General features: G+C 51.5%; 17 protein-coding genes and 1 pseudogene. 11 read left to right on the top strand and 7 right to left on the bottom strand.

Annotated features, from left to right (window positions below; translation table 11 throughout):
* Positions 1–220 precede the first annotated feature (220 nt).
* The gene (locus tag SH449x_RS16550; RefSeq protein WP_482377183.1) at positions 221–3,463 is read left to right on the top strand and encodes a PSD1 and planctomycete cytochrome C domain-containing protein; all 3,243 of its coding nucleotides are present in this window, start codon (positions 221–223) and stop codon (positions 3,461–3,463) included.
* Positions 3,464–3,492: 29 nt separating this feature from the next.
* Here SH449x_RS16550 and SH449x_RS16545 read toward each other — a convergent pair whose 3' ends face one another.
* The 3 genes from SH449x_RS16545 to SH449x_RS16535 form a co-directional block, all read right to left on the bottom strand.
* Complete coding sequence (locus SH449x_RS16545) at positions 3,493–5,112, bottom strand: L-fucose/L-arabinose isomerase family protein (protein WP_482377182.1); 1,620 nt, start codon at positions 5,110–5,112, stop codon at positions 3,493–3,495.
* Between the two features lie 363 nt (positions 5,113–5,475).
* Entirely contained in the window at positions 5,476–5,727 is a 252-nt protein-coding gene (locus tag SH449x_RS16540) for a hypothetical protein (protein WP_482377181.1), read from the bottom strand.
* A 185-nt stretch (positions 5,728–5,912) separates the two neighbouring features.
* Positions 5,913–6,701, bottom strand: a complete 789-nt coding sequence (locus SH449x_RS16535) for a hypothetical protein (RefSeq protein ID WP_482377167.1) — start codon at positions 6,699–6,701, stop codon at positions 5,913–5,915.
* A 262-nt stretch (positions 6,702–6,963) separates the two neighbouring features.
* Between SH449x_RS16535 and SH449x_RS16530 the strand changes: the two genes are divergently transcribed.
* From SH449x_RS16530 to SH449x_RS16490, 9 genes are all read left to right on the top strand, one after another.
* Positions 6,964–7,809: a hypothetical protein gene (locus tag SH449x_RS16530; RefSeq protein WP_482377166.1), complete on the top strand. Its 846-nt coding sequence runs from the start codon at positions 6,964–6,966 to the stop codon at positions 7,807–7,809.
* A gap of 184 nt (positions 7,810–7,993) precedes the next feature.
* Positions 7,994–9,859, top strand: a complete 1,866-nt coding sequence (locus SH449x_RS16525; RefSeq protein ID WP_482377180.1) for an SUMF1/EgtB/PvdO family nonheme iron enzyme — start codon at positions 7,994–7,996, stop codon at positions 9,857–9,859.
* Positions 9,860–10,019: 160 nt separating this feature from the next.
* Entirely contained in the window at positions 10,020–11,642 is a 1,623-nt protein-coding gene (locus tag SH449x_RS16520) for a formylglycine-generating enzyme family protein (protein WP_482377179.1), read from the top strand.
* Positions 11,643–11,967: 325 nt separating this feature from the next.
* Entirely contained in the window at positions 11,968–14,061 is a 2,094-nt protein-coding gene (locus SH449x_RS16515; protein ID WP_482377178.1) for a hypothetical protein, read from the top strand.
* A gap of 129 nt (positions 14,062–14,190) precedes the next feature.
* Positions 14,191–15,654 (top strand): caspase family protein, encoded by a 1,464-nt coding sequence (locus tag SH449x_RS16510; protein WP_482377177.1) that lies wholly within the window; start codon positions 14,191–14,193, stop codon positions 15,652–15,654.
* Positions 15,651–17,423 carry a hypothetical protein gene (locus SH449x_RS16505; protein ID WP_482377176.1) on the top strand — a complete coding sequence of 591 codons (1,773 nt, stop codon included), beginning with the start codon at positions 15,651–15,653 and terminating at the stop codon, positions 17,421–17,423. Before SH449x_RS16510 ends, SH449x_RS16505 begins: the two co-directional genes overlap by 4 nt.
* A gap of 76 nt (positions 17,424–17,499) precedes the next feature.
* Positions 17,500–19,149 carry an SUMF1/EgtB/PvdO family nonheme iron enzyme gene (locus SH449x_RS16500; RefSeq protein ID WP_482377175.1) on the top strand — a complete coding sequence of 550 codons (1,650 nt, stop codon included), beginning with the start codon at positions 17,500–17,502 and terminating at the stop codon, positions 19,147–19,149.
* Positions 19,150–19,216: 67 nt separating this feature from the next.
* The gene (locus SH449x_RS16495) at positions 19,217–21,064 is read left to right on the top strand and encodes a formylglycine-generating enzyme family protein (protein ID WP_482377174.1); all 1,848 of its coding nucleotides are present in this window, start codon (positions 19,217–19,219) and stop codon (positions 21,062–21,064) included.
* Positions 21,065–21,230: 166 nt separating this feature from the next.
* A complete protein-coding gene (locus tag SH449x_RS16490; RefSeq protein WP_482377173.1) occupies positions 21,231–22,190 on the top strand; it encodes a formylglycine-generating enzyme family protein in 960 nt (319 codons plus the stop codon).
* Positions 22,191–22,293: 103 nt separating this feature from the next.
* On the opposite strand, the gene SH449x_RS16485 is transcribed toward SH449x_RS16490, so the two are convergent.
* From SH449x_RS16485 to SH449x_RS16470, 4 genes and pseudogenes are all read right to left on the bottom strand, one after another.
* Positions 22,294–23,412, bottom strand: a complete 1,119-nt coding sequence (locus SH449x_RS16485; protein WP_482377172.1) for a HEAT repeat domain-containing protein — start codon at positions 23,410–23,412, stop codon at positions 22,294–22,296.
* Positions 23,413–23,795: 383 nt separating this feature from the next.
* Positions 23,796–24,104, bottom strand: a pseudogene (locus SH449x_RS16480) (hypothetical protein); the annotation flags it as partial.
* Between the two features lie 119 nt (positions 24,105–24,223).
* Complete coding sequence (locus tag SH449x_RS16475; protein WP_482377171.1) at positions 24,224–24,505, bottom strand: group II intron maturase-specific domain-containing protein; 282 nt, start codon at positions 24,503–24,505, stop codon at positions 24,224–24,226.
* A 349-nt stretch (positions 24,506–24,854) separates the two neighbouring features.
* The gene (locus SH449x_RS16470) at positions 24,855–25,088 is read right to left on the bottom strand and encodes a hypothetical protein (RefSeq protein ID WP_482377170.1); all 234 of its coding nucleotides are present in this window, start codon (positions 25,086–25,088) and stop codon (positions 24,855–24,857) included.
* Between SH449x_RS16470 and SH449x_RS16465 the strand changes: the two genes are divergently transcribed.
* Positions 25,087–26,712 (top strand): formylglycine-generating enzyme family protein, encoded by a 1,626-nt coding sequence (locus tag SH449x_RS16465; protein ID WP_482377169.1) that lies wholly within the window; start codon positions 25,087–25,089, stop codon positions 26,710–26,712. The genes SH449x_RS16470 and SH449x_RS16465 overlap by 2 nt on opposite strands.
* Positions 26,713–26,772: the final 60 nt, after the last annotated feature.

Genomic DNA, 26,772 nt, shown 5'->3' with positions numbered 1-26,772 from the left:
ACTAACATTTCGTCCCTAACGGGACGACCAAAACATGGGCCACCGACTCTTCACGTAAAAGATTGTTCCATGATATTTTCCTGTCTCCGGAATGAATACCTGGAGAAATACATGCGTTTCATAATCCAGATCAGGAGTTCTGAACTTCTATTTCCCGAATCGACTGTTTCGATCTAGAATAGATGATCCTTCCTCAAGCCCCCCTCCCCAGCAACTTTCCATGATGCACAACAGTACCCTTTGGCGGACTCGATCGCCGCTAGCACAAGTTGCAAATATCTTACAGCGAATTCCTGTGCAATTGGTTGCCTTTTTGACCTTAATAGGATGTCTGCTCAGTGCCAGCTCCGTGCATACGTCGACGCAAGCAGCTGCACCGATGCCGGGTGACGATAGCGATTTCTTTGAGCGCAAGGTCCGCCCGATCCTGATCGAACGTTGCTACGAATGCCACAGTGCTTCTGCAACGCGAATCGAGGGGAATCTCAGACTGGATCACATTTCTCTTCTCGAACAGGGAGGAGATTCGGGCTCGTCGCTCGATCGAGACAACCTCGATCAAAGTCTCCTGCTACAGGCGGTTCGGTACGAAGGCTACGAAATGCCCCCGTCGGGCAAGCTGCCACAAAACGAAATCGACGTTCTCACCGAATGGGTTCGGCAAGGGGCTTACTGGCCGGACGAAGCGGTCCCAGAAGGGGATACGAATCTCGAAGTCTTTGATTTGCACGAACGCAAGAACTCACACTGGGTGTGGCAGCCTATCGTGCAACCAGCCATCCCAAGTGTCATTTCGTTGCCGGGTCAAGCGAACGTGATCGATGCTTTCATCGGAGACAAACTAAAGACACGTGGATTGCAGCCAGCTCCCTTGGCCGATCGCAACACGCTCATAACGCGACTTCACTGGGATCTGCTCGGGCTACCTCCATCGCTTGAAACAGTAGACCGATGGAGTCGAGAATCGGGCCCTGACTGGTATTCGCAATATCTCGACACCTTGCTAGCCGATCCTCAATTCGGAGTTCGATTCGCACGGCACTGGCTAGACCTTGTTCGTTATGCGCAATCGCGTGGCCACGAATTCGACGAAGATACCCCGGGTGCCGAGCATTATCGTGACTATGTCGTTCGAGCTTGGAATGATGGGCTTTCCTACGATCAATTCCTTGCCGAGCACATCGCGGGAGATTTGCTACCCACACCGCGACGACACCCAGTTAGCCAGTGGAATGAATCTATCTTGGGAACCGGTTTTTGGCATTTAGGAGAATGGGTGCACTCTCCAGTCGACGCGCGAAAGGATGAAACCGATCGTTTTGATAACATGGTTGATGTCTTCTCGAAGACATTTCTAGGTTTGACCGTCTCGTGCGCACGTTGTCATGATCACAAGTTCGATGCGATTAGCACCGAAGACTATTATGCCTTGTTTGGCGTGCTCCGTTCTAGCCACTACCGCATGGTTCGATTTGAAACCGATCTTGCTGAAGACAAGATTGCTCAGCAATTAAAGGCCCTGCGTCAAGCGAAGCAAGCTCCTCTGACCAAGCTCATTCAGGCAGCGTGGGACAAAGCTTATCCATCCGATGGCAACGCCAGCTTCACGTTGACATCAGCCCAGCCATTACCTGCTGATCACGAGCAAGTCAAATTCGATAGCCGGATCTTAACGGTCGCCGATCATCGAATCAATGGCCAAGCCTTTGGGGATGCCCCCACGAGCGTCGGCGAGATCGCGATCCTGCATAACAATCAAGATTCCAAGCAATTTGCTTTTCGCGTTAGCAGTAGCCCGTCGGTCGCGGCAGATCCTTTTTGGTTGCATCAGAAATCTAAGCTTCAAACAACCAACGCCAGCAATAGAAACAATCAAGTTCATCATGCCCACAAGACTTTCCTGACTCCCACCTTTACGCTGGACTCAGATCGTTTGTCCTTCTTGGTGCGAGGCAATTTTCGGGCGTTTACGGTTGTCGACTCCCATCGATTGGTGAATGGGCCGCTACATGGCGAAATGCTCTTGGATTCCAAATCGGAAAATCCTTCCGAGATTCGTTGGGTCTCAAGCCATGGATTGTCTCGTTACAAAGGTAAACGGATCCACGTAGAAATTTCCCCCCTCGATGATCAAGCCTTCGAGCTCTACCAAGTGATCGGCGGTGTACCGTCCGGAGAGTTTGCATCGCAGGCTGTAAGCGTGGCCGCGAACGATGTGGCTGCCTTTTTGAAACAAGACGCTTGGGAGCAAACCGAACAAGGCACGCCAGACGCCAGTAACCCTTTCGCTATTGGCTTAGTGCTCGAGGATTGGCTGAACAAGCACATTGCAGCGGAGCCAGTCTTATCTGAAGAGCTAACAGATTTCGTACGGTCGTGGCATGTGGAAGAGCAGGAGCTCCGGCAAGCGGTTCCCGCCGAGTCGATGGTTGCCATGGCGATGCTGGATGGAACGGGGGAGAACGATTTCCTTTTGATTCGAGGCAATTCCGATCGACCGGGATCTAAAGTGCCCCGTCGTTTCTTAGAAGCATTGGGAGGAAAGGAATCGCCGCTGGACGATCAGCTCGGCTCGGGTCGCCTAAAGCTGGTCGAGCAAATGCTAGAGGACCGGAACCCACTGGTCGCTCGGGTATTCGTCAATCGACTTTGGTTGCATCTCATGGGTCGTGGCATTGTGTCAACTCCAGATGATTTCGGTGTCCAAGGTCGCGAGCCCACCCACCCCGAGCTTCTCGATTACTTGAGCGTCCAGCTCCGCAAGAATCAATGGTCCCCCAAAAGTTTGATCAAGCTCATCTGCGAATCTCATACTTACAAACAATCGGTTGCGCCTGGTGAATTTCCTGCCGAAGATGCCAACAACGATTTGCTATCCTTTGCCAACGTGAAGAAGCTCGAGGGTGAAGCCGTTCGCGATGGATTGCTATACGTCGCGGGTCAGCTAGACATGCGGGTCAACGGTGGGACATCGCGGGTTTACTTAACTGATTTTCTGACCGGTCGCGGGCGACCAGGTGCCAACGGCAGCATGAACGGAGATGGCAGACGTTCCTTGTATCTGGAGGTTCGACGCAATTTTCTAAATCCCATGCTGACGGCGTTTGATATGCCCACCCCGTTCAGTTCAATGGGCAAGCGAAATACATCCAACGTTCCCGGCCAAGCTCTCACAATGATTAACGACCCGCTTTTGCACTGGATTGCGAGGGGCTGGGCGGAACGAGAACTCCGAAAAGACGCCAGCGACCAAGAGCGAGCGAGCCGCATGATGATTGCAGTAACTGGTAAGAATCCAAGCGATGAGCAGCTCAAAATATCGCTTGAATTTCTCGCAGAAGAGCGAGCAATTTCAGCAAGTACCAACTCAGCAATCACCAATGCCCAAGAACGCGAGATTGAAGTGTGGTCAAACTACGCCCACGTCTTGCTAAACTCGAAAAGCATGCTCTTCCGGTTCTAGTAGGAACCGAATTCCATTCTGATCGGTTGCTACCAGGGTTTTCCTTTTTCCCGGGTGCCGCACACGTTGACCTTGATTCCTAATTCGGCAGCCATCGACGCTTTTGCGAGCATGCACTTGTCGGCAGACTTGGCATCGTTGGCATAAGCAACTTGGATGTGATTCGCTTGATGCTTGGCCATGAGCTGATCGCGACTGACTCCGTATGTGACGGCGTGCATGATGGGCCACTGCGGTGTGGTGGCTTGCAATCGTCGCTGGGTTTCTTCTTCAGGAAGCGATACGACACCCCCGCGACCAATATCCATATGGAGCGACTCATTCTGAACGTAAATTCGGCTCCAAACAATCTGCCCTGGCTTTGATACCCCATGGACCGTACTGCCACCGTTCGGAAAATACATGGCAGGTTGTCGGTATCCATGAGCACCCTTCCAACCATCAATGAAATGCTCAGGCGGTGCAGCACCGCTAATCAAGAAGACCCACACATAATCGTCCCCAAACGAATCTCCCCAGCGGACGTCGTGCAAGGTGTTCTCAACGGGTTGCTCTAATGCAGAATGTACGCGATACGTCAAAAGCGCATCGAGACCTGCACACTCATCGACTTCGTTAAAGTGCAGGACCGGCTTGCCGTCCCACAAGACTCGCTTGCCATCTCGCGATGTTACCGGTGGACGATCCGAATTATTAAGCGTCCCCTCGACCAAATCGCTCGCAGGCAGCAGATCTTTAAGCCCTTGTTGATACTGGATGCCGATAGCATCGCATCCAAAATCATCGGCGATCCGAACGGCAGCAATATACATCTTGCACTGAGTTAGGATTTGTTCTTTAGTCAAATCGGTCTCGTGCTTCGTGCCTGTATGGAATTTCATTCCACGGTCAACGAACCATTTATAAACTGCCTCTGCTTCGGATGTCGTCGTCTGCTGCGTTTCATAGTAGAGAGCAGATTGACTCAATCGCTCCTTAAACACTCCGACGTTGTGCAATAGCTGATCGGGAATAATCGCGTTGAACATTCCCATGCACCCTTCATCAAAGATACCCATGATGGCCTTGGAACGCTTTAGTTCGCGGCTCAAGGTTTGTCCGAGCTTGGCAATCGATGTGGGAATCGTAACATCGCTTAGCGATTGAACATGATTCAGCTTGTGTTTGACTTTTCCGGTTTTCAACCATTGCCGGAGGCCTTTTCGGAAAAACTCGTCGGTGAAGTCTTCGCTCCACAATGTAGAATACTTAACACCAGCTTTGGTGAGTGACCCATTCAAATTCAACATGCCGACCAACCCAGGCCATTGTCCGCTCCAATTGGCCACGGTCAGGATAGGGCCGCGATGGGTTGTAAGTCCGGCGAGGACATGATGGGAATATTGCCAGACCGCCTCTGCCACGATCAAGGGACGATCCGGATCTAAATCGCGGAACACGTCGAGTCCTTGCTTCTGACTCGAAATGAAGCCATGCTTCTGCTCCGGGTCGTAAGGATGGGCTCGAACGACTTCAAATCCCTCCGCGTTCAAGGCGGCCGACAAAGCCTCTTCCATGGCCGACTGGGCAGGCCAGCAAACCTGATTCGCGGACAGTCTCAAATCTCCGCTTGCGAGCAAATAGACCTGTTGGGCCTTGGTTTTCTTCATGATGATGCGAGGTGCGTTGGTGGGAGGTTTTCGTTAAGGGTGGACGCAGCGGGCGCCGATGTTCGCAATGACTAGGCGGATCCGAAATCAGGTCTGAATCAGTTTGCCGGAAACCAATTCGACGGAACGGGCCGATTGTAACGAATTTTCGATTTGCTAAGAGGTGCCCCCCAATTTCCAAAGGTCGTCAGGAGCAATCAGCCAACAACTGGCCGGGTGAGTCCATCCAAATCGGCTGTCTACCGAGACAGCAGCATTCGTCAGGAAAGCCAAGGATAGCTCATGTCTGTCCAGTAACAATTTCTATGGGAAAAATCGTGAATTTGTAGAAAAAGCTCCGCGAAGATTGATGGTTGAAACGTATCACTCGTAGAAAAGACAGGCAAAACGGGATCGTCTCAAAAATCTTCGAGGAGCCACGGCTGCGTAAAGGACACTCAAATCAGTTGTGGCTGGGAACCTTTCGGATTGAGCAGGTGGAGCCGAATCTGAAGTCGAGGGATTCGTTCGTTCCCGTGCTGCGAGCAATGCGGCAGAAACACCCGTAACCGGTAGCTCACCGCTGTGATTCTCGGTCTGGTTCTCGGTCTGGTCGCCGCTGATATCATGCGCCATAACGGGGCTGGGCGACTACGATCAAACGGAATTCCAGTGCGAACCATTCACAACAACATCTGTCGACTGAAACTACGTTCGGCCGCATGCTGATAGCTTGCAAAGACAAAGACACAGCATCCATAAAAAAAGGGGGCGATCCCTGCCCCCGTCTTTTTTAGCTTTCCGCGATCTGGAATCAGGGACTACTTCTGTCCCAATCGTAGATTGGGCTTACCCAGCAACTGGTCCAACTCGCTCACCAAGTCCAGCGAGTCCTCCGAATCCTCGCCCGTGCCGAAACCGTCTTCCAATCGGCTTTGGTTCATAATCGATTGCTCGATCGCTAACACATCCTCGAGCTGCCCGAGCAACTGCGAGGATCGGTTGAGGTTGCTCTCGCTCGGAACAACAATCTCACCGCTGCTCGACAACGAGACCGATTCCAAACCGCTCGTGACCATCGCCAAGCGACTCTCCAACAAGTCAACCTCTTGGTGACGAGCTGCGATGGTATCATCGAGCTTCCGGAAAGCGGCTTGCAAATTGGCTAACGTCTCACGTTCCATCGCTACGCGAGCTTGAAGAGACTTGTAGCGGGCGACCTCTTTCTTGACCTGAGCGGTGAGAACCGAGGAATCGCCACCTTCACAGGGCTCTTCTTGAAAGCGAACCAATTTCATCCGCCCCTTTTCCAGATTCTGCTGAGAAACCCTCTCCTCTGCTTCGCTCTTCGACAGAGCTTGCCGAGCCTTGCTGAGCGTCAGCTCATGCTGGGCTCGGATTCGAGTCGCTTGCTCGAGTTCCCCTTTGGTCCGCTCCAATAGGAGCTTCACCTGCTCCACCTTGACATAGGTGGGAACCTGGCCAGAGACCCAGTTGACAAAGCCTCGACCTCCAATGATGACGTAATCGTTCCATCCGGTGACATGGCCCACCGTCCCAACCACACCCAAGAGCCCAACCGTACCGACAACAATGAATGCCTTCAACATAATCCACCATCTCCTCAAAAGGAAAAACGACAACTCCCCAGACCTGACTGGGATCAAAAACACAGCCCACGCTGTGCCTTCGAGATGTAAAACCAAGCACCCCGTGTTTTTCTTGCCGAAAAAAATCCTTTTTTCTTTTTTGCAAGAAATCGACTCCTCGTCCGTTACTCCTGTGTAGCCAACACGCAGGGTGTTCGCTCAACGAAAGCCTCGGGGCCGGTTCCACAGAGCCCCATCCCTTTTCTCTACTGGAGATTGAATTATGTCTTGGTCCCTTCCTAAAACCGTTCGCTTCTTGACGACTCTCGGATGCTTCGCCACCGGTTTTGTCTTTTCCTCCCCACACTACAGCATGGCTTGTGATCCTCCCCAAACCACAAGGCAAGTTACCGTCCTCTCGGTGGTCGCCACTGCTAAACCTCAGCCCACCACACAAGCCCCCTGTGTGGATACCGCTACCACGCAGCGGATTGTGGCCATCGAGGTACGCTTGAATGAACATGTCGAGTTCTGCGACTTCGAGGCCGCCCAAGCGGAGCAAGCCCTGCACACAGCGGCCTTAAAGGTCCTGGAGATTCGAGCCTTGCAAGACACGTCGGTTTCCCGGATGGTTATCCTGAATAATCTTTTAGACGGTTGCAGCAGCCATACGCAACTCGGAAACTTCCGGATCAAGAAAGAGGAGATTGCGAAAGTCCTCGAACATCAGATCGGAGTCTACGAGGAGTTGTTGGTACTGGAGAAAGGTGCCTTGGAATCCTTGGTGGCAGCCCGCAGCGAGCACAAGAGGCTCTTGGAGCGTCTGGCAAAGTGGCAGGCCCAACAAAAAGAATTGGCCGCCAAGGTGTCCGCCCTGCAAGTGGACCAAGCGTCCCGACGTGAGAAACAAGGCGAGGTTTTAACCGAACAAGCGATTCGAGAGGCGATTGGATTCGTGGCAGGCTTGGAGAGCCAATTCCAAAAGATCGAACACAAGGTCGCGAAAGCGAGTGCGACCGAAGCCCCCAAGCCGAGTGCCGGAGCGTCTGAGGTGGGGGAATCGATCGCTTCGGTATTAGCCGAGGTGGACGCTTTGCTACCAGCCCCAACCGAGTCCCCAAGCCGCTAGAGGCCGGAACGATCGTAAAGATTCTCTATCCCGCAGTTGGTCCATCCCGCAGTCACTCAGGCTGCGGGATTTCATTTTGCTCGCCAAGATGGAAAAATTGTATAAAATCAGAGTCTTCTTTGTCCCCATACCGTCCACGCCCATCTTTCCAGGGTCATTTTCCTTAAACACCATAGGGTTCGCCATGTGTAACCTGCAACCTCCCTTTTTTTCAGTGCAATTCCGAGGCATGACTTGGCTAGTGAGTCTCTTGCTCTTGGCGTTGCTCGTGCACAGTTCCCATGCCTCGGCGCCGATTAACTATGCATTGATGGTCGGAATCACCCAGTACGAACACTCCGTCATGAATGGGGACCGCCCCTTACTTTACCCCGAAAAAGATGCCAAACGTCTCGGCATGCTGCTGGAAAGCTATGGCTACGAGGTGGAATATCTGCTCGGTCCAGACGCGACCCAGAGCGCCATTCAATCGGCACTCAAGCAGCTCAGCACAAAGGGTAGATCGAATGGCGTATGTGTCGTCGGCTTGTTTGGCCACGGCGTGGAAATGCCCTTTTCCCTCCCCAACGGAGAAAAGGAGGTCCAAGGCTGTTTCTGTCCGGTCGATACAGCAGTTCGACAAGTGCGCGATGCCGATGGACAAGAACAGTTTAAAAATCAACAACCGTTGTTAGAGCCGAATCCCGAGACGTTGGTCAAGATGTCGGAGGTAGTGGGTGCTCTGGCAACCGCGAAAGCAAGTTCTCGAATGTTGATCGCCGACTGTTGTCGTGAGATGCCCAATCGCGCACGGGGCAGGAATCTAGGATTGGGAGCGAACTTCAGCACCGATCGCTTGCCCCGTCAGACGGTGATGTTGTTTGGGTGCCGTCCAGGGGAGCAAGCGTTAGAGCGAGACGACTGGGAGCATGGAGCCTTTACCAAAGCGTTGATAGAGGAGTTAGAACGCATGACCGCCAGTTTTGAGTCGGTAACGTCTGGAACGCTTGGGGATCGTGTGAAGCGGCGAGTGCAGCAGATGACCGATCAAAAGCAGAATCCGACCCCCGTGTCGTTGGACTCGATCGATCTCTTGTTAGAACGTTCGGCACCTCTGCCACTGATATCGCCGTTTAGTGCGTCGGAGGCGCGAGCAGCCCAGGAAGCCTGGGGTCGTTACTTAGGTCAAGATTGGGAGCAAACGAATTCGCTTGGCATGAAGCTGAAATTAATCCCAGCAGGTACGTTCATGATGGGAAGTAAGTTATCCGCCAAGGAGGTCCATGAGAAATACCCCGGTGGGGAAGAAAGCAACTATACCGACGAGCACCCACGCCACCGGGTGACGATCAGCCGCCCGATTTACATGGGAATTCATGAGGTGACGGTGGGTCAGTTCCGTCGTTTCGTGGAGGCCACCAACTACTGCACCGATGCGGAAAGGGATGGCCAAGGAGGCATGGGTTTGGACATGACGACAGGCGATGTAAATCTAGCCTCGAAGTACAGTTGGTGTAACCCTGGACTTTCGCAGGAGGATTCGGAGCCTGTAGTGAATGTGTCGTGGAACGACGCGGTAGCGTTTTGTGAGTGGCTAAGCCGAAAGGAGAGTCGGATATATCGTTTGCCGACGGAAGCGGAATGGGAGTACGCAGCCCGAGCCGGCAGCGAGAGCGAGTTTCATTTTGGAGATGTGGCTGAAGATTTAACGCAATACGAAAACGTGGCTGATGGCACGGCAAAAGCCAAATTTCCTGGCTGGACGAATACTTTACGGACGCGAGACGGTTTTGTGACGACCTCTCCTGTAGGGAGTTTTCGTCCGAATGGATTTGGACTGTACGACATGCATGGAAATGTATCCGAATGGTGCCGTGATTGGTATGGTCCTTATCGTAACACTGCGGTCACCGATCCGGTTGGCCCCTCAATGGGTGAGTTCACGGTGAGCCGTGGTGGGGGTTGCTTCAGCCTAGCCTGGTCTTGCCGATCGGCGAAGCGGTATGACAGCAGGACCGACAACCGGGGCCTCAACCTAGGCTTCCGCCTAGTTTCCGTAATTAACGATTAATTCAGCAAGCCGGTTAGTTGGCTAATCGAGCGGATTGGAGGCGGAGAGACGGTGTACATAGCACGCCTTCCAGTTACCCGTACTTTGGCCAAGCTCATTTTCAAAATCAATTCACAAAACATCCACAATCCTCAAGCAAAATTCCATCAGGAGTTAGACCATGTCGATAAGCTCAAAATCATTTTCGTATCCTCGTTTTATGCTTTGCTGCTTGTTGTTGTTTGCAGCGTCCCAACCGCTGGGAGTCAGTGCACAGCAACCGTTGTCGGAATCCTCCCTCCCGACGCTGACCAACAGTATCGGGATGACACTGGTGCAGATTCCGGCCGGTCGGTTTTCGATGGGCTCGCCAGCTTCCGAGCCGGGTTCAGAAGAACACGAGTTGCTGCATAAGGTGGAATTGTCTGAGCCTTATTTTCTGGGAATCACCGAAGTGACGGAACACCAATGGGCGTTGGTGATGGAAGATGCATTTCGGACCGAGGAACGTGAAGTTCGCGACCCAGAGACAAACCGCTTGGTACGTAAAGAAGAAGTTCAAATCCGCAACCCGAAACTGGATAGCCAACTGCCAATCACCAATATCTCCTGGCGGCAAGCGGTTGAGTTCTGTGAACGACTAAGCCAGCTACCCGAGGAGAAGAAAGAGGGGCGGAATTACCGCTTACCCACCGAAGCAGAATGGGAGCACGCTTGCCGGGCGGGAACGTCAACAGCATACAGTTTTGGAGATGATCGTGCCCTGCTGAGTACCTACGCTTGGCAGGGAGTTCGGCAACCGCAACTGGTGGGGCAGAAGACACCGAATGCTTGGGGGTTATATGATATGCATGGCAATGTAGCGGAGTGGTGTTTTGATTGCTACGGTACCTACCCGGAGGGGTTGGTGAGTGACCCGATCGGTCCGGAAGAGCTGCTCTCACTGGAGCGAGTAATCCGGGGTGGATCCTTTGATCGGAAAGAATCGCAATGCCGCTCGGGTTGGCGGAGCAAGGCCAGTCCTGGCTTCAAAGCCTCGACATTGGGGTTCCGGGTGGTGTTGGGCAGGCCAGTTGGCCCATCGTCATTACCGAGCGTGATCAATAGCATTGGTCAGCATCTGGTAACGATTCCTGCGGGGCGATTTATGATGGGCAGTGAGAAAGGAGAAGGAATCGAACGTCCGGTTCACGAGGTGACTATCAGTCGACCATTTGCGATCGCTTCGACGGAGGTGACGCAGGGGCAGTGGAAAGAGGTGATGGGTACCGAACCTTGGAAGGGTCAATCAAACGTGAAGGAGGGAGCGGATTATGCCGCAAACTATATTTCTTGGATCGATGCAGTAGAGTTTTGCCGACGGCTAACGTTACGACCGGAGGAACAAGCGGCAGGGAGAACCTATCGTTTACCCACCGAAGCAGAATGGGAATATGCTTGCCGAGCGGGAATGAAAACAGAATATAATTTTGGAGACGATGCAAAGATGTTGGGTGAATTCGCCTGGTATGCGGAGAATGGACCGTCCAGCTCACCCCAAATTGTTGGCCAGAAGGAACCGAACGTATGGGGGTTGTACGACATGCACGGGAATGTTAGGGAGTGGTGCATTGACTGGTATGCTAATTACCCAAAAGGTTTGATAACCGATCCGGTCGGCCCAGAGAAGGGCTCGAGCCGGGTACTCCGGGGCGGTGGCTGGTTCAGCACGGCCGGGCTTTGCCGCTCGGCGTCCCGGTACTGGCTCACGCCGGATGACCGGTACAACAACCTGGGCTTCCGCCTAGTTTCCGTCAGCCAGTAGTCAAGTCAAGCCAAGGAGTGTGTATCGGTAACGAAGGCCCGAAGGGAGCGCAGCGGAGCCGCGACCGTAGGTGCCGTAGTGGAATGTAGTGGAATGACCGAGGAGCGCAGCGACGAGGCGCATAAAAGGAAAACAAGTATGAGGGTTTCTTAACGTGCCAGTAGAATTTTTTGTGGTTCGGACAGTTTCAAATCGTGCAAACCTCGAAAAGGCTATTTTGGGTGACAGCATGTGCCTTTAAGCAAGTTAGACATCAATGAGCTAATGAACAACAGGCAGCGATGAGTTCATAATATTTTTTATTTTTTACCGAGACACCTTTATCATGCCAGAACTTGTCAACCAATGGGATTCCTACGTTCGAACACTGAACCTAAACCTCGCAGGGCAATCGTTAGGATTGTTAGCAGTGACTTCTTGCCTTGGTTTTGTCTCAGTGCTGTTTGTTTCCCTCTTGCGAAGGCTAATTGCTGGGGCTCAATTTCAGGAACTCTTGGCCAACGGTTGTTATGAGTGGATCCCTGGCCGTGGGATGCTTTATGTAATCTACGGTATCTTGTGGATTATCCAGAGTTGGGGGATGGCCCTGGTTGTTTTCACCGTTATTGGCCTGTTCGCTGCATTCGATCCAGAACGAAAAACGGCATTGCTTCCCGCAGTTAGCTTTTTGGCATTGGCGATTGCTTGGTTCGTACTGGCCCGTTGGGTACGTCTAAAATTTGATCGTAGATTTATATCGGTCGACTCGTTCACCTTACCGATCGTGGACGTGAACGTTCGAGCGATTACCGCATTACGAGACGCAGGCGATACATCCAAAATCGGTACCGAGCGTTTTCCGAACCAAGCCTCCCCTTATTTCTCCCTAGGAATCATAGCGAGGCAGTGGATTCGATTCGTTGGAATCCTGGGTTGCGTGACACAGCTCTTTATTTCTCTTCAGTTCTCATCAAAGAACCCGGTCGAATCCGAGCTAGCTCGGTACGCTGTTCGAACAGCGGAATATTGTCGGTACGAATACCATGGATTTATCCAACTGGTGAGGGACTTTGCGATACCAAAACCGGTCGCAGCAGTTGTCTCCTATTTTTCTTTAGCCATGCTCTGGATACTTCTCAACAACAATCGACAATATCTTTTGGTGCGATTTCCAACTGTCTTATTAATGACCCTATTGCTGAGCATGCTGTTCTGGGTAGGCATTGCGAGTCTCGGTGAAATCGATGGACACAACCTGGATATCGTCTATGGTGCAACCTATGTGATACTCTTTCTGGTTTTTTCACGTATGCATACCGACCTGAGACGGGCAAAAAATTATAAGCGGCGCAAACAGTTCCTCACGCCTGTGTCCAATGCTATCGCGAGAGAGGTTGGGTCGTTTCTCAAGGATGTGCAAAAAGACGACGTATGTCGCCTACCCGATCTCAACTCGGAATCTTTGTCGTCCCGAATCACGCGTGGTGCAAGAAATATTGAAGAGGGAGATGCTTATGTTACTCGTTTTTTTGGTCGCTACATGCGTGTCGCGAAAGTCGCCACCGAACGGTGTACGACCGCTTCACTGCGTTTTTTAACCATAAATCGGTATACGGAGTGCGGAAACTGCTGGCCGAGCTATGCTCCAATCGGTGATCCCCAAGTACCTGTTTGGAATGAGGCGCTATTTCCAATCCACGCCCCCAAAGGTTTCGTCAACCATCGAGACTCTCTACGTTTATCCGAACAATGGAATCCAGTGGTATACTGCCCACCCACTGAACAACGTCAAGAAACATACACGGAAAGAGAGACGTACTCGGATTGGGACAGCTCAAGCAATTCCTACGTCACTCGATCACGCGATGTTCAACGGACTCGCTACATCACCGTAACGTGCTCTCGATGTAATGGTGTCGGACGATTGGAGTACGAGAGATTCTTGGTGACCAAATGGACCACAACGCGTCCGACTATTGTTTCCCCAACCATGCAATTGCCAGAGTTGGTGGAAAACGCCGAGGAAGCATTTTACTATCAATTACCGATAGTGGATGGGGGAAGGATCCTGCAGGATCGATCACTAATGGTCGATGCCGGTGCGGCTTTGGCTCAAAAGATGGAGCGAGCCGGCCAAAAACTGTCCGCTCGGGTCAAAGAGTTTTCAGATTTGGTTGTTCGTTGTAATCAAGACGCATACGTTTATCGTGCTGATTTTGTCATCGGTGGCCTCCATGCCATGAACATTCGATTCCATTTTTTGCAATCTCGAACGGGCTGGTTTTTTGGCAATCGACCTGAGTTTCATTTCCCCAAACTCCCCATAGGTTGGGCCACGATCGGAACATGGGTGTTTCTGCCTCCGATTGCGATTTTGATCTGGTTGTGTATCTTGATAGGACCGATTTATTTACTGTCTTTCCTTGTTGGTCGAACATAGAGAAAGGATTGATGCCAGCCCCGACAGCATCCCTCGCGAAGGTTCATCATCTGTTTTTCCCATAAACCCTGATGCTCTTGTATGCGACAGAACTATATGCCACCCTTTTTCAAGACGAGAACAGTCCCTATGCGTTTTAAGACAACGACGAGCGATTTTGTAAAGAGACTCTCGATGCTTAATCTACCGATCCATTATGTGAAGCGGCATCCATCCAACGAACGCTTTTCCGGCATTATGAATATTCGCATCGCCAGCTTCGTGATGTTCGCTCTTTTTTCTGCGACTCCGATTTACGCCAAGTTCGCTCTACTGGTGGGGGTTTCTGTCTACGATAACCATCGTCTCAATGATCCTGCGTTACGATATTCAGAGAAAGATGCAGAAGCCATCAAAAACGTTCTTGAGGGGGCTGGCTATCAGGTCACGCTTTTGACTGGAGATAAAGCGACCAAGGACTCAATTCATCAAGCGATGAAAGACATTGAAAAGCTTGGTAATACGAGCGATGTTTTAATTCTCGGATTTTTCGGGCATGGAGTTCAATACGACGAATCGGCGTATTACTGTCCTTACGATACTAAGATGCGTGTTGCTACCGATGATGACGGCAAAGAACAAAGAAATAATGCTGGATTACTTCAATTGGAGCCTGATCCTGATAGCATGGTCTCCATGTTACGCATGTTGGATGCTATGAGAATTTCCAACGCTGGTAGTAAACTACTAATCGCCGATTGCTGTCGAAATGATCCCAGCAAAGCCAGGGGGTTGGTCAGTAGGGCTTTTGGTGAAAAACTCCAGGTGAGTCAGTTGCCAAGCAATAGTGCTGCCATGTTTGCTTGCAGTGCCGGAGAACAAGCGTATGAGGACTCGGAATGGGAGCATGGAGCATTTACTAAGGCTATTCTTGAAGTAATTCCAACCAAACCACTCATTACCGCTAACGGACTGTCCGAGTCGGTTTACTTTCAGGTGGACTCTTTGGTGAGAAAGAAGGGAAAAGTACAAAGAGTCAACAGCATTCTAACCGGTGGAGTTATCGATCTCAAATTTGATCCAGATCGCCCCGGTGTCAGCAATCTGAATGCGTCGCCATCAATGCGATCGAGTAATGACCCTCCGAATCTGTTAGGGACATCCTCAGAGACGCGTCAGATGCCTTCGAGTTTGGAGGGGGAATCTGATCGGGCATCCAATCCCAGACAAGCTCAACAACCGTACTGGAATGGAGAACTTCCAGAGCCTATTGCTAAGAAGCTTCTAGACCGACCAGTGTGGCGGACTGCTGAAGCCCAGGCGGAAGTTTTCCAAGCGAACAATGGTGAATGGTATATCATGGCTGTTGGGAAGTGGAAGCTGTCAAATCGATCTCCAAGAGAAGCGTGCGATGTCGCTGCTCACGGCAAAGTTCTTGAGGCATTGAAAGGCATGAATGCACAGGTCATAAAGAAACTGAACGATGATGGACTCCAGAAGTTTGTAGACATGTCAGCGCAAGGACGGGTACCGCATCTCCCACCGCTCGCTGAGTGGGAATCAGAAGATAAAGCTTATATTTCAGTTTTGCATGGGATGAAAATCGAGCAATGAAATGCGTTCATGAATTTAAACTGGGGCTTCGAAGCCTGTTGGTATCAGTATTTATTGCATTGGTTTTTGTATCGCCCGCGATTAGTCAATCGGGAAGTGCAGTTACCTCAGCCGATAACAATCTCATTCGGATTGCAGAAGCAGAGGGTACAGGACACAGTGAGCAAGAAGCGCTTCAATCTGCGTTTGACAATGCAGTAAAGCAGGCAGTAGGGCTTTACATCGAGACCAAGACCACCATTTCGACGGCGGACGAATCGTTTGTTAAAGAGGTTGCTACTCTTAGTAATGGCTATATCGCGTGGTACGATAAGACTAGCTTAAGCAATTTACGGGATGGAACCAAACGCGTTTTGATTACAGCAGAAGTTGCACGTGAGCGTCTGGAGCAACGCATGACTGACCAGCGAATCTGGACGCGAACAGAAGAGGCCAAGAGTGCACCGGTTAGTGGGCGAAATTTGAACGCAAAAATCATGAGCGAGATCAAGCGGGACGCGGATGCCGCGCAATTGTTGCTTACTTGGCTAAGTAAGTCACCAACAAACGCGGATTGTTTTCTCGGAGTGGATATCGCTGATGTAACCGATCAGCCAATGGAGGTCGCGAAGCTTCCGCGAGTTGAAGGCAGAAATCACGCCAAGCCATACGAATACTGGCTTCGACACAAAATTAACTATGATCCCACTCCCGTCATTCAATTCGGCGCATGGCTCGATCGAGCGATGTCGCATGTCAAGATAGGGACGAGACGAGAGTTCCAATACGACTGCGAGGCGAAATTGGGGTCAAAGTACGGCTCCCCCCGCCGTCCTACGATGATGGACGATTTCTTGCCTGTTGTGATTGAGACCCCTCGATTTGTTGCTTTTAATGAACCGCGAAACAGTCCAGAACATCCACTGAGAGACGTTGATAAAAAGACGCTAATCTTTTTTATCGTAACTAGCGCTGACTGGAAGCCGAATGGCCGAGTGAACCTGAGGATCGCGTCCTGGATTTTTTCTGACGGGCTGAGCAAGATCCTTCAACAAAATCTACCCGATTTATTGAGACCTAAGGGGGCTTCCTATTCTCTCGCCGGTTACGGCATCGATAGCGATGGAAAAGTAATTTCCCAGGACACTATTCCTTTGTATGCTAGCGAGGGAGTGCCACTCGAGAGATCAAACGAGAACTGCTTGATGTACAGTCCATTTCTAGGCATCTACAGAGGACCGAATCGAGATGACCTACATTTTTCCATTCCCTATAAGTATGTTTCAAGACTGGGCTGTACACTTGATGAGATGCAGCGGATTCAAGATGTTGAAGCGTCATTTTTGGAAAGACTCGCAGGTACGGCCGGTGGCCGTGAATCCTCCGAGCTCGAACGGGTTGGTAATCGGCCGGAAAAGGTGCCAGCTGACTTCGAGGCTTTCATGAAAAATTTCGATTTCAACTCGTCAGCAAAATGTCTGATACGAACCCATACGTCGCTCGCCCCTAATCGTCGTACGGAACGATCAGGTGTAACCCACGCATGGGCAACGCTATTAGCCAACGAGGCTGATGGTCAAATACCCTTGAAAGGACAGACAATACAAGTTTACTTGCAGTCAGGTAATAATCCTGCACAGAGGTTTGGCACCTTTACGACCGATTCGGAGGGTAAGATTAGCTTCACCGAACCCTCCGCTCGTCAGCTCATCAAGGGAACGAAGCTGCTGTTCAAATATGATGGTGATGATCGATATCGCGATGCGAGTTCGGAAATGCTAATTCGTTAGTTATCAGCCGTCGATGGCTAATGAGCCGCAGTCGAATCCAATACACTCGCTACTTTTTAGGGGAGGCAACAAAGTCATGCTTAGTTATCGAGTACGGATCAGGTTATTCTTTTCCTTTTTCCTCTTGGCTTGCTCAGCCTTGCACAGCGATGCGAGTGCTCAGACCAAACATGCTTTGTTGGTTGCGGTGAACGATTACAGTCGCTCGGATTATCTTAAGAGTTTGAGATACGCCGAACTCGATGCGATCGCCATTCGAGACATTCTGGTGCGTGACGATGGAAGCGGCTACGAAGTAACGCTATTGCTCGGTGTCGAGGCAACTAAGAATCGGATTTTGCAGGAATTGGAAGCGATTGCCAACGCCGGTACACCTGAGGGGCAGTTGATCTTGGGGTTCTTTGGCCACGGAGTCCAGTACGGTGCCGATGCTTATTTTTGCCCCTACGATACGAAGCTGCGGCAGGTAATCAACAAGGATGGTCAAAAAGAATTTGATGGCAATCGGCCGTTACTGGAGCCCGATCCAGAAAGCTTAGTCCCCATGAAAGAGATGTTGGCAGCGATGGCTGTAGCGAACGTTCGCAGTCGACTGCTGTTGGCCGATTGTTGTCGCGAAAACCCTAACGCGGCGCGGGGTGGAGTGGAGACGCGAGCTTTCGGTAGTGGCACCAAGCTCTCAGATCTACCGAACAACTCGGCTGCCTTTTTCGCTTGCGACGAGAACGAGAAAGCGCATGAATTGGAAACCGTACAGCATGGAGCATTCACCAGGGCATTCTTGGACGCCTTTTCCCAATCGGCTCGGCCCACCGCCAATGGACTCTCCGCCGATGTTCCCCGAGGGGTCTCGGAATTACTGAAGGCTTATAACAAGAAGCAAAATGTCAAGACCTTGGTCAACGGTTTGGTTGATTTAGGAATCGTCAATACGCGTCCAGCGAACAGTGAAGGGAAAGTGGAAATGTTACCTTCTAGTGGCGCTCCAAAACTGATGGAACCCGCTGCGGAAGTGGCCACGATTCGTAATAGTGTGGACATGCAATTGGTACCGATACCAGGAGGAAAGTTTCTGATGGGATCTCCTGAAAGTGAAGAGGGACGCTACAAGGACGAAAGACTTCGGCAGGTCATGATTTCGCCTTTTTACATGAGTGTCACCGAAGTGACGCAGAGCCAGTACGAGGCGGTGGTGGGCCGAAATCCAAGCGTAGTTAGAGGGCCCCAACACCCCGTGGAAAGTGTGACGTGGGACGATGCCGTCAAGTTCTGCCAGATATTAACAGAACGGCTAGAAGAGAAAGCGGCAGGTCGAACTTACCGGCTCCCCACCGAGGCCGAATGGGAGTATGCGGCGCGGGCCGGTCAACCGACTACCTATCATTTTGGTCAACAGGGGAATTTGCTAAACGACTTTGCTTGGAATCGAAACAACGCGGATAAGCCAAGAGAAGTCCGAGCGAAGAAACCGAACCCCTTCGGCTTGCACGACATGTACGGCAACGTGTACGAGTGGTGCAGCGACTGGTACACCGCTGATCTGGATCGGCAGGCAGGGCAGGACCCCAAAGGCCCATCGAGCGGGACCGAACGAGTTGTAAGGGGGGGCTCTTTTCGAGAAGATTCTCGAATGATGCGTTCGGCCGCTCGCTTAAGCTATCCCGCCAAAGAGGCCAAGGCTTTTTGCGGCTTTCGAGTCGTGATGGAACTTTCCGAAGGCCGCTGATCGATTGGCAGCTAGATCTAAAATCTCACCAACTGTTAATTTCAAAATTTTATCGGAGACCGAAAGAATGATGTCGACATTGAACTTTGTTTTACGCGGATGTTTTGCCCTCTGCTGGCTATCGCTTATTGGTGTGGCATTACCGGCCCAGGGCCAGGACGCCTTGTCGGAATCCTCCCTCCCGACACTGACCAACAGCATTGGCATGACACTGGTGCAGATTCCGGCGGGTCGGTTTTCGATGGGCTCGCCGGCTTCCGAGCCGGGTTCAGAAGAACACGAGGTGCTGCATAAGGTGGAATTGACTGAGCCTTATTTTCTGGGGATCACCGAAGTGACGGAGCACCAATGGGCATTGGTGATGGAAGATGCATTTCGGACCGAGGAACGTGAAGTTCGCGACCCAGAGACAAACCGCTTGGTGCGTAAAGAAGAAGTTCAAATCCGCAACCCGAAACTGGATAGCCAACTGCCAATCACCGAGGTTTCTTGGTATTGGGCGGCGAAGTTTTGTGAGCGACTGAGTCAGTTGCCTGAGGAGAAGAAAGAAGGGCGTAATTACCGCTTGCCGACGGAGGCGGAGTGGGAGCATGCCTGCCGTGCGGGGAGTGGATCGGCCTACAGTTTTGGGGATGATCCTTCTCAGTTGAGTACTTATGGCTGGCAAGGCGTTAGGAAACCTCAGCCAGTGGGTCAAAAGAAACCGAATCCCTGGGGTCTGTACGATATGCATGGGAATGTAGCGGAGTGGTGCTTTGACTATTATGGCAATTACGCTGAGGGTTTGGTCATTGATCCGTACGGTCCGGAGCGATTGTTGTCACCAGAACGAGTGATTCGCGGGGGGGCCTTTGATGGAGCGGTTCTCGCAGCCAAAAGCACACCAGAGCGAGTGATTCGCGGGGGGGCCTTTGATGGTAAAGAATCCCAATGCCGCTCAGGTTGGCGAGGGAAATCCCTAAGTAACGCAGACAAGACAATCGGTTTCCGCATCGTATTGGGGCCGGCAGTTGGGCCGGCGGCGTTACCTAGCTTTCTAAACAGTATTGGCCAACGTCTGGTAACGTTTCCTCCCGGTCGGTTCAGGATGGGCAGTGAGCAAAGTGAATCTGATGATTTCGCAAGTCAGCCGTTCTTGACGCCAAGTGAGAAGCGTGAACGAGACGAGAATTTGCGACTTCGCCGTTATCTAATCGGCGACTCGGGGGGCTTTGCAAGTACTGAAAGTTTAATGCATCCTTCGCATGATGTGGTCATAAGCCGACCATTTTCACTTGCTTCGACGGAAGTGACCCAGGGTCAGTGGAAAGTAGTAATGGGAACCGAGCCTTGGAAGGGTAAAACGTACGTGACTGAGGGAGACGACTACCCTGCGACGTACGTTAGTTGGCAAGACGCAGTAGAGTTCTGCCGTCGCTTATCGGAGCTACCGGAAGAACGTGCAGCAGGCCGTTCGTATCGTTTACCAACAGAGGCAGAGTGGGAATACGCCTGTCGAGGGACATTAAATACGGCTAATAAATTTAGGATGACCTTCAATTTTGGGGACAGTGTTATGATGTTGGATGATTTTGCTTGGCACCTCGAGAATGCGCGCTATCTTAAGAGCCCGCAGCCAGTGGGTTTAAAGTTCCCAACAGCAGATGGACTATTTGACATGCATGGTAACGTCGGTGAATGGTGTAGTGACTGGCATGCCACTTACGAAGACAATTCCCTGCGAGATCCAGCCGGACCTACCAATGGAAATCATCGGGTTGTTCGTGGTGGCGGCTGGCGTGACAAGCCACAGTTCGTGCGCTCGGCGTGGCGGTCTAAGAATAGACCTTCGAACACCGAACATGACCTCGGCTTTCGTGTTGCCCTGAGTTCACCGGAAATCCCCCAGACGGCAGAGCCAAGAGTAGACCAGTGAGGGTAGCCGGTGGTCGCACGCACGAAGGGATCGTGGGTCGCCGACCGGACCTGTCGGAGACCGCAGGCCGATCGGCGGAGGTGATGCCTACCGAGGAGCTGGCTGATTTTCAATCCATTTTTGCCAATTTTCCCTAAACCCTGAAACCCCTACTAAGAAAAAAACGATGCTCTTTCTGTTAAAAACTTCTCCACGCGTCTGTTACGCATTGAATTGCGTGTGCTTGTTGGCTGCTGTTGAGGCAAGTGTTGTCCAAGCCCAAGAAGCATTGCTAGGTTCCTCGCTCCCGACATTGACCAACAGTATCGGTATGAAACTGGTGCAGATTCCCGCCGGTCGGTTTTCGATGGGCTCGCCAGCTTCCGAGCCGGGGTCACAAGAAGACGAAGTCCTGCATAAAGTAGAACTCACTCAGTCGTTTTATGTAGGCACAACCGAAGTGACGGAGCACCAATGGGCATTGGTAATGGAGGATGCCTATAGCAACGAATTGGTAGAGGTCCGAGATCCGGAAACCAAGCGCTTCATTAAAAAAGAAGAAAGACAGATCAAGAACCCGAAACTGGATAGCCGATTGCCAGTAACCAACATCTCATGGTCCCAAGCAGTCGAATTTTGCAGAAGACTAGGCCAGCTACCCGAAGAGAAAAAAGAAGGGCGGAACTATCGATTACCCACCGAAGCAGAATGGGAGTACGCTTGCCGGGCGGGAACGTCAACAGCATACAGTTTTGGAGATGATCGTGCACTGCTGAGTACCTACGCTTGGCAGGGAGTTCGACAACCGCAACTGGTGGGGCAGAAGACGCCGAATGCTTGGGGGTTATATGACATGCATGGCAATGTGCCTAAGTGGTGTTTGGAATATTACGGTACCTACCCTGAGGATTTAATGAGTGACCCGATAGGACCAGAAAAGCTACTTTCGCAGGCTCGTGTGACACCAGTTGCTGCTTACAACCGCAAGGAATCAGAATGTCGTTCCGCATGGCGTGGTGAATCTTCCGGTGCTAGTAATTCAGCCACCGGTTTCCGGGTCGTGTTGGGTCAGATAATCCAGACACTTCCAAGCATAGTCAATAGCATCCGTCAACGTAAGTGCAGGAGTGCTGCCGGATATACATAAGCAGCCAAGCTACTTCAAAAGTAAATGAGACAACAATACGACTCAGGTATCGCACCAACCGGATCCCACACAATCTTTCCCTAAACTGCAGATCCTCGGCGACTTAACTCGAAGCTCGCTGTCCCAAGGACTTCAGCACGCGTGCCGCAACCGCCTTAACATCTTCATCTTTATCATCCAGTAAACGTTCTGCATGAGCGACAACTAGTTTCTGGTTTCGCATGCGCAAAAGGGCAAGAGAATTCGCTCTGATGGTAGGATCCTTGTCTACTACACCAAGAAGGGCTGCGCATATTCCAATCGCTACATCGCGCGGTGCGAGCGTCTTTAAAGCTTCAACTCTTTTCGTTGTATCATTGCTAGCCAAAAATTCGGTAAACGCCCTTACGAGGTGAAGCTGTTTATAGTCCGGAGCGTTGAAGATACTTGGATCGCCCGCCCTTGACTCTATAGTCGATCGTACATAGCAGCAGGTTTTTTCGACGTTTTTTGCTCTATCGTTCTGATCAGCACCTGCAGTTGCTCCACCCAACTGCATAGACATTGCGTCAAAGGCTAAGAGTTCCTCTGCTATGAGCCGATATTCACTAGGTGTCCCAGTTTGAATGTAGCAGTCGTAAGCGTGCCACAATGCTTGACCGGGCTCAATCGCATACAGTGTCCAGAGCGCACTCTCCGCGATGAGGAGATTGGAGTTCGATAGGTGAGCCTGCGCCAATGTTCGACATATTTCCGGCCCACCCATCACGGTTAACTGCAACGCCGCTTTAAAGAGTAGTGGATCATTGGTGCGCATCGTTAACTGGGCGAGCGCCGCAGTTATTTCTTCCGGTTGCTCACTCATACATTCCAAGGCCGATAACGCCTCGCAGATACACTCAGCTGTAGGAGCCTCGCTTGTTAGACTTTCTGCCAGGTATTGGCAGTCTAGTGTGGCTGGTTGTTGTACTGTCTCAGAGCTTACCGACTTTCCGTTTTTCTCTTGATTACTAAAATTGATCCAAAATGTGGCAGATAATCCAGTGAGACGTGTTAATCTGAAGGCAAGAGACGGTGTGAGAGAACCTTTATCCAGTAAAACCGATCCTATTGCGGCTGAGAGGGGAAACGCCTTATCGATAAGGTCACACTTCGTTAAACCACGAGCATTGAGCTGGTCAGACACAGCTTGAGCTAGTGCGTTTCGCTTTCGGGGAACATCTCCTGATTGCGGCGTATTCAAGATCTGCGTACCTCACTTCCCTTCTAAAAATCTTTCAGTCTAGTTTAAAACTTCAGACCTGCACTCCATTTCGCTTTTGTGCGGCTTTGCTCGGTTAGTATAGAGAAGCTTGTGCTGATGTCTTTCTCTGTCAAAGCCTATGGTAACTCGATTTCCGCCCTCGATTTCTAACACCCTGAATTTTCCCCAAAAAATGCCGGTAAAACACGATTGCCAAATGGGTAAAGATTAAAGCCCTCAGGTGGCATGCTTGGAATTCACCAACAAAGGCAAAGGAAATGAATTCTTCGCCTTCTCTGTCGTCGAGTAGTCGTGGGGAATTGCCCCCAAACCTCTCACAGAACCGGACTAGTGGAGCACACATCGGGCTCGTCAACCTGATCTCAGTCTAACAACAGACATTGCTTGATGACCAAGTCCTCGGGTAGATGGAGTTCCAGCCTAAGATTGTACAGTGGCGTTAAACGCTTAGCGAACCAAGAATTGGGGTAGGCCTTGTGTAACGCCGGGCTAATGCTACGCTGCCCATGCGCCGCGTATTTCGTATGAATGTGGGCGTCTAAGTCCTTGAAAACGGTCCCTGTCGTCGCAAGACGGACGCAACCGAACCAGCCGTTGAGAAACATGCGAATTCTCTTCAGGTACCCCCCGAAAGTGCCGCCACGGTTTCTGGGAGTTAGGTCCCGTACTTTTTTGTCGACCTTCGTCTGGGCTCGCTTCGCACGAAGATACTGAGTCGAGTAGCCCGGGGAATCACACCCTTAGGCCTTCATGGAACCGGATGGGAACCTCTCGGCTTATCCAGCTCTTTTTATCTAGTCGCAGGACGTATCCCATGGGACCATAGCACGAACAATTCCGGATCCTCGTGAGCCACACGGCCTAGCCAGTGGACGGCTCGTCGTTGATGGTAACGAAGTCGTTTGAAACTGCGTCGCACCGAGTACGCTAGACTGCGTTCCAGGATGCGCAAGACGGGTGTTAATGCCGAAGGATAGAACGTCGCATAGTAATTCAGACAACCACGTACAAAATGGTTTACATAGTATGCGATCTCTTCCAGACTCTTGTTGTTGCGACTGCCTCCTATCACGCTTGTCTCCGATAGGCCCCGTAAAGGACTCTAACCTTCAATCACTAAACCATGCCCAACGCACGCTTGGAGGAGCCCATCTTTGAATTGAGCTATCTTTTCGAATTGTGCGTTGCGATCGGCATGTTCTTTCAATAAGGCGAAAAAGCTTTAATCGCTCCCATTTATGCCTTTGAATATCCATCCATGATTACCTCCGGTCTTGCGGCTGACGATATCATGAACGATTTCGTTCAATTCTCAAATAAGGATTTTATTCTCAGGCTATTCCTTATATGATACGTTTGGGATGGTACAGCGATTGGTGTGGGGACAATCTTGTGGTGTGGGGACTATCCTGATGACTTCGTCACCGATCCCCGAGGACCTGCATTTGGTCAGGTGCGCGTGCGTCGAGGAGGGAGTTGGGATTACGTAGCGGAGGACTGCCGGTCAGCCTCTCGATTCGGGCTCGATCGGTACTACCGCGACAACGATTTCGGTTTTCGAGTAGCCATGAGTCCACAATAAACTCCCCATCAGATTGAGCCTTCACTTTTGACAAAAGAAGCTTGATTAACGCCCACCACAGGAACCATAGCATGATGTTTTTACGTAATATGATTTTCCCAATAGGGTCACCTCTGTTGTGCTTGGCCCTGGTTGGTACGGCATTTCCTTTGACGGTCAATGCCCAAGAGACATTATCCGAATCCTCGCTCCCAACATTGACCAACAGTATCGGTATGAAACTGGTGCAGATTCCCGCCGGTCGGTTTTCGATGGGCTCGCCAGCTTCCGAGCCGGGTTCAGAAGAACACGAGGTGCTGCATAAGGTGGAATTGACTGAGCCTTATTTTCTGGGAATCACCGAAGTGACGGAACACCAATGGGCGTTGGTGATGGAAGATGCATTTCGGACCGAGGAACGTGAAGTTCGCGACCCAGAGACAAACCGCTTGGTACGTAAAGAAGAAGTTCAAATCCGCAACCCGAAACTGGATAGCCAACTGCCAATCACCAATATCTCCTGGCGGCAAGCGGTTGAGTTCTGTGAACGACTAAGCCAGCTACCCGAGGAGAAGAAAGAGGGGCGGAACTACCGCTTACCCACCGAAGCAGAATGGGAGCACGCTTGCCGGGCAGGAACGTCATCGGCTTACAGTTTTGGAGATGATCGTGCCCTGCTGAGTACCTACGCTTGGCAGGGAGTTCGGCGACCGCAACCGGTGGGACAGAAGACGCCGAATGCTTGGGGGTTATATGATATGCATGGCAATGTGGCGGAGTGGTGTTTTGATTGCTACGGTACCTACCCGGAGGGGTTGGTGAGTGACCCGATCGGTCCGGAGCAGATGATGTCGGTGGAACGAGTAATCCGGGGTGGATCCTTTGATCGGAAAGAATCGCAATGCCGCTCGGGTTGGCGGAGCAAGGCCAGTCCTGGCTTCAAAGCCTCGACATTGGGGTTCCGGGTGGTGTTGGGCAGGCCAGTTGGCCCATCGTCATTACCGAGCGTGATCAATAGCATTGGTCAGCATCTGGTAACGATTCCTGCGGGGCGATTTATGATGGGCAGTGAGAAAGGAGAAGGAATCGAACGTCCGGTTCACGAGGTGACTATCAGTCGACCATTTGCGATCGCTTCGACGGAGGTGACGCAGGGGCAGTGGAAAGAGGTGATGGGTACCGAACCTTGGAAGGGTCAATCAAACGTGAAGGAGGGAGCGGATTACCCGGCGACTTATATCAGTTGGGAAGATGCGATGGAGTTTTGCCGGCGTTTGTCAGCCTTGCCGGAGGAACGCTCGGCGGGTCGGGAGTATCGTCTTCCGACGGAGGCGGAGTGGGAATATGCCTGCAGGGGGACTTCGAAAGCAGAATACAGCTTTGGAGACGATGCAAAGATGTTGGGGGAGTTTGCCTGGTATACGGAGAATGGACCGTCCAGCTCACCCCAACTTGTTGGTCAGAAGGAACCGAACTTATGGGGGTTGTACGACATGCACGGGAATGTTTGGGAGTGGTGTAGTGATTGGTATGCTGATTACCCAAAAGGTTTGATAACCGATCCGGTCGGCCCAGAGAAGGGCTCGAGCCGGGTACTCCGGGGCGGTGGCTGGATCAGCACGGCGGGGTTTTGCCGCTCGGCTTACCGGTTCAGGAACTCGCCGGGCGACCGGAGCAACGACCTGGGCTTTCGCCCAGTTTCCGTAATTAACGATTAATTCAGCAAGCCGGTTAGTTGGCTAATCGAGCGGAGTGGAGGCAGAGAGACAGCGTACATG

The organism is Brakhagea baltica (assembly GCF_052161605.1).
Classification (GTDB): domain Bacteria; phylum Planctomycetota; class Planctomycetia; order Pirellulales; family Pirellulaceae; genus JBKCUI01.
Note: the sequence above shows the minus strand (reverse complement) of the source record. Positions and strands in the feature narration are given on the sequence as shown.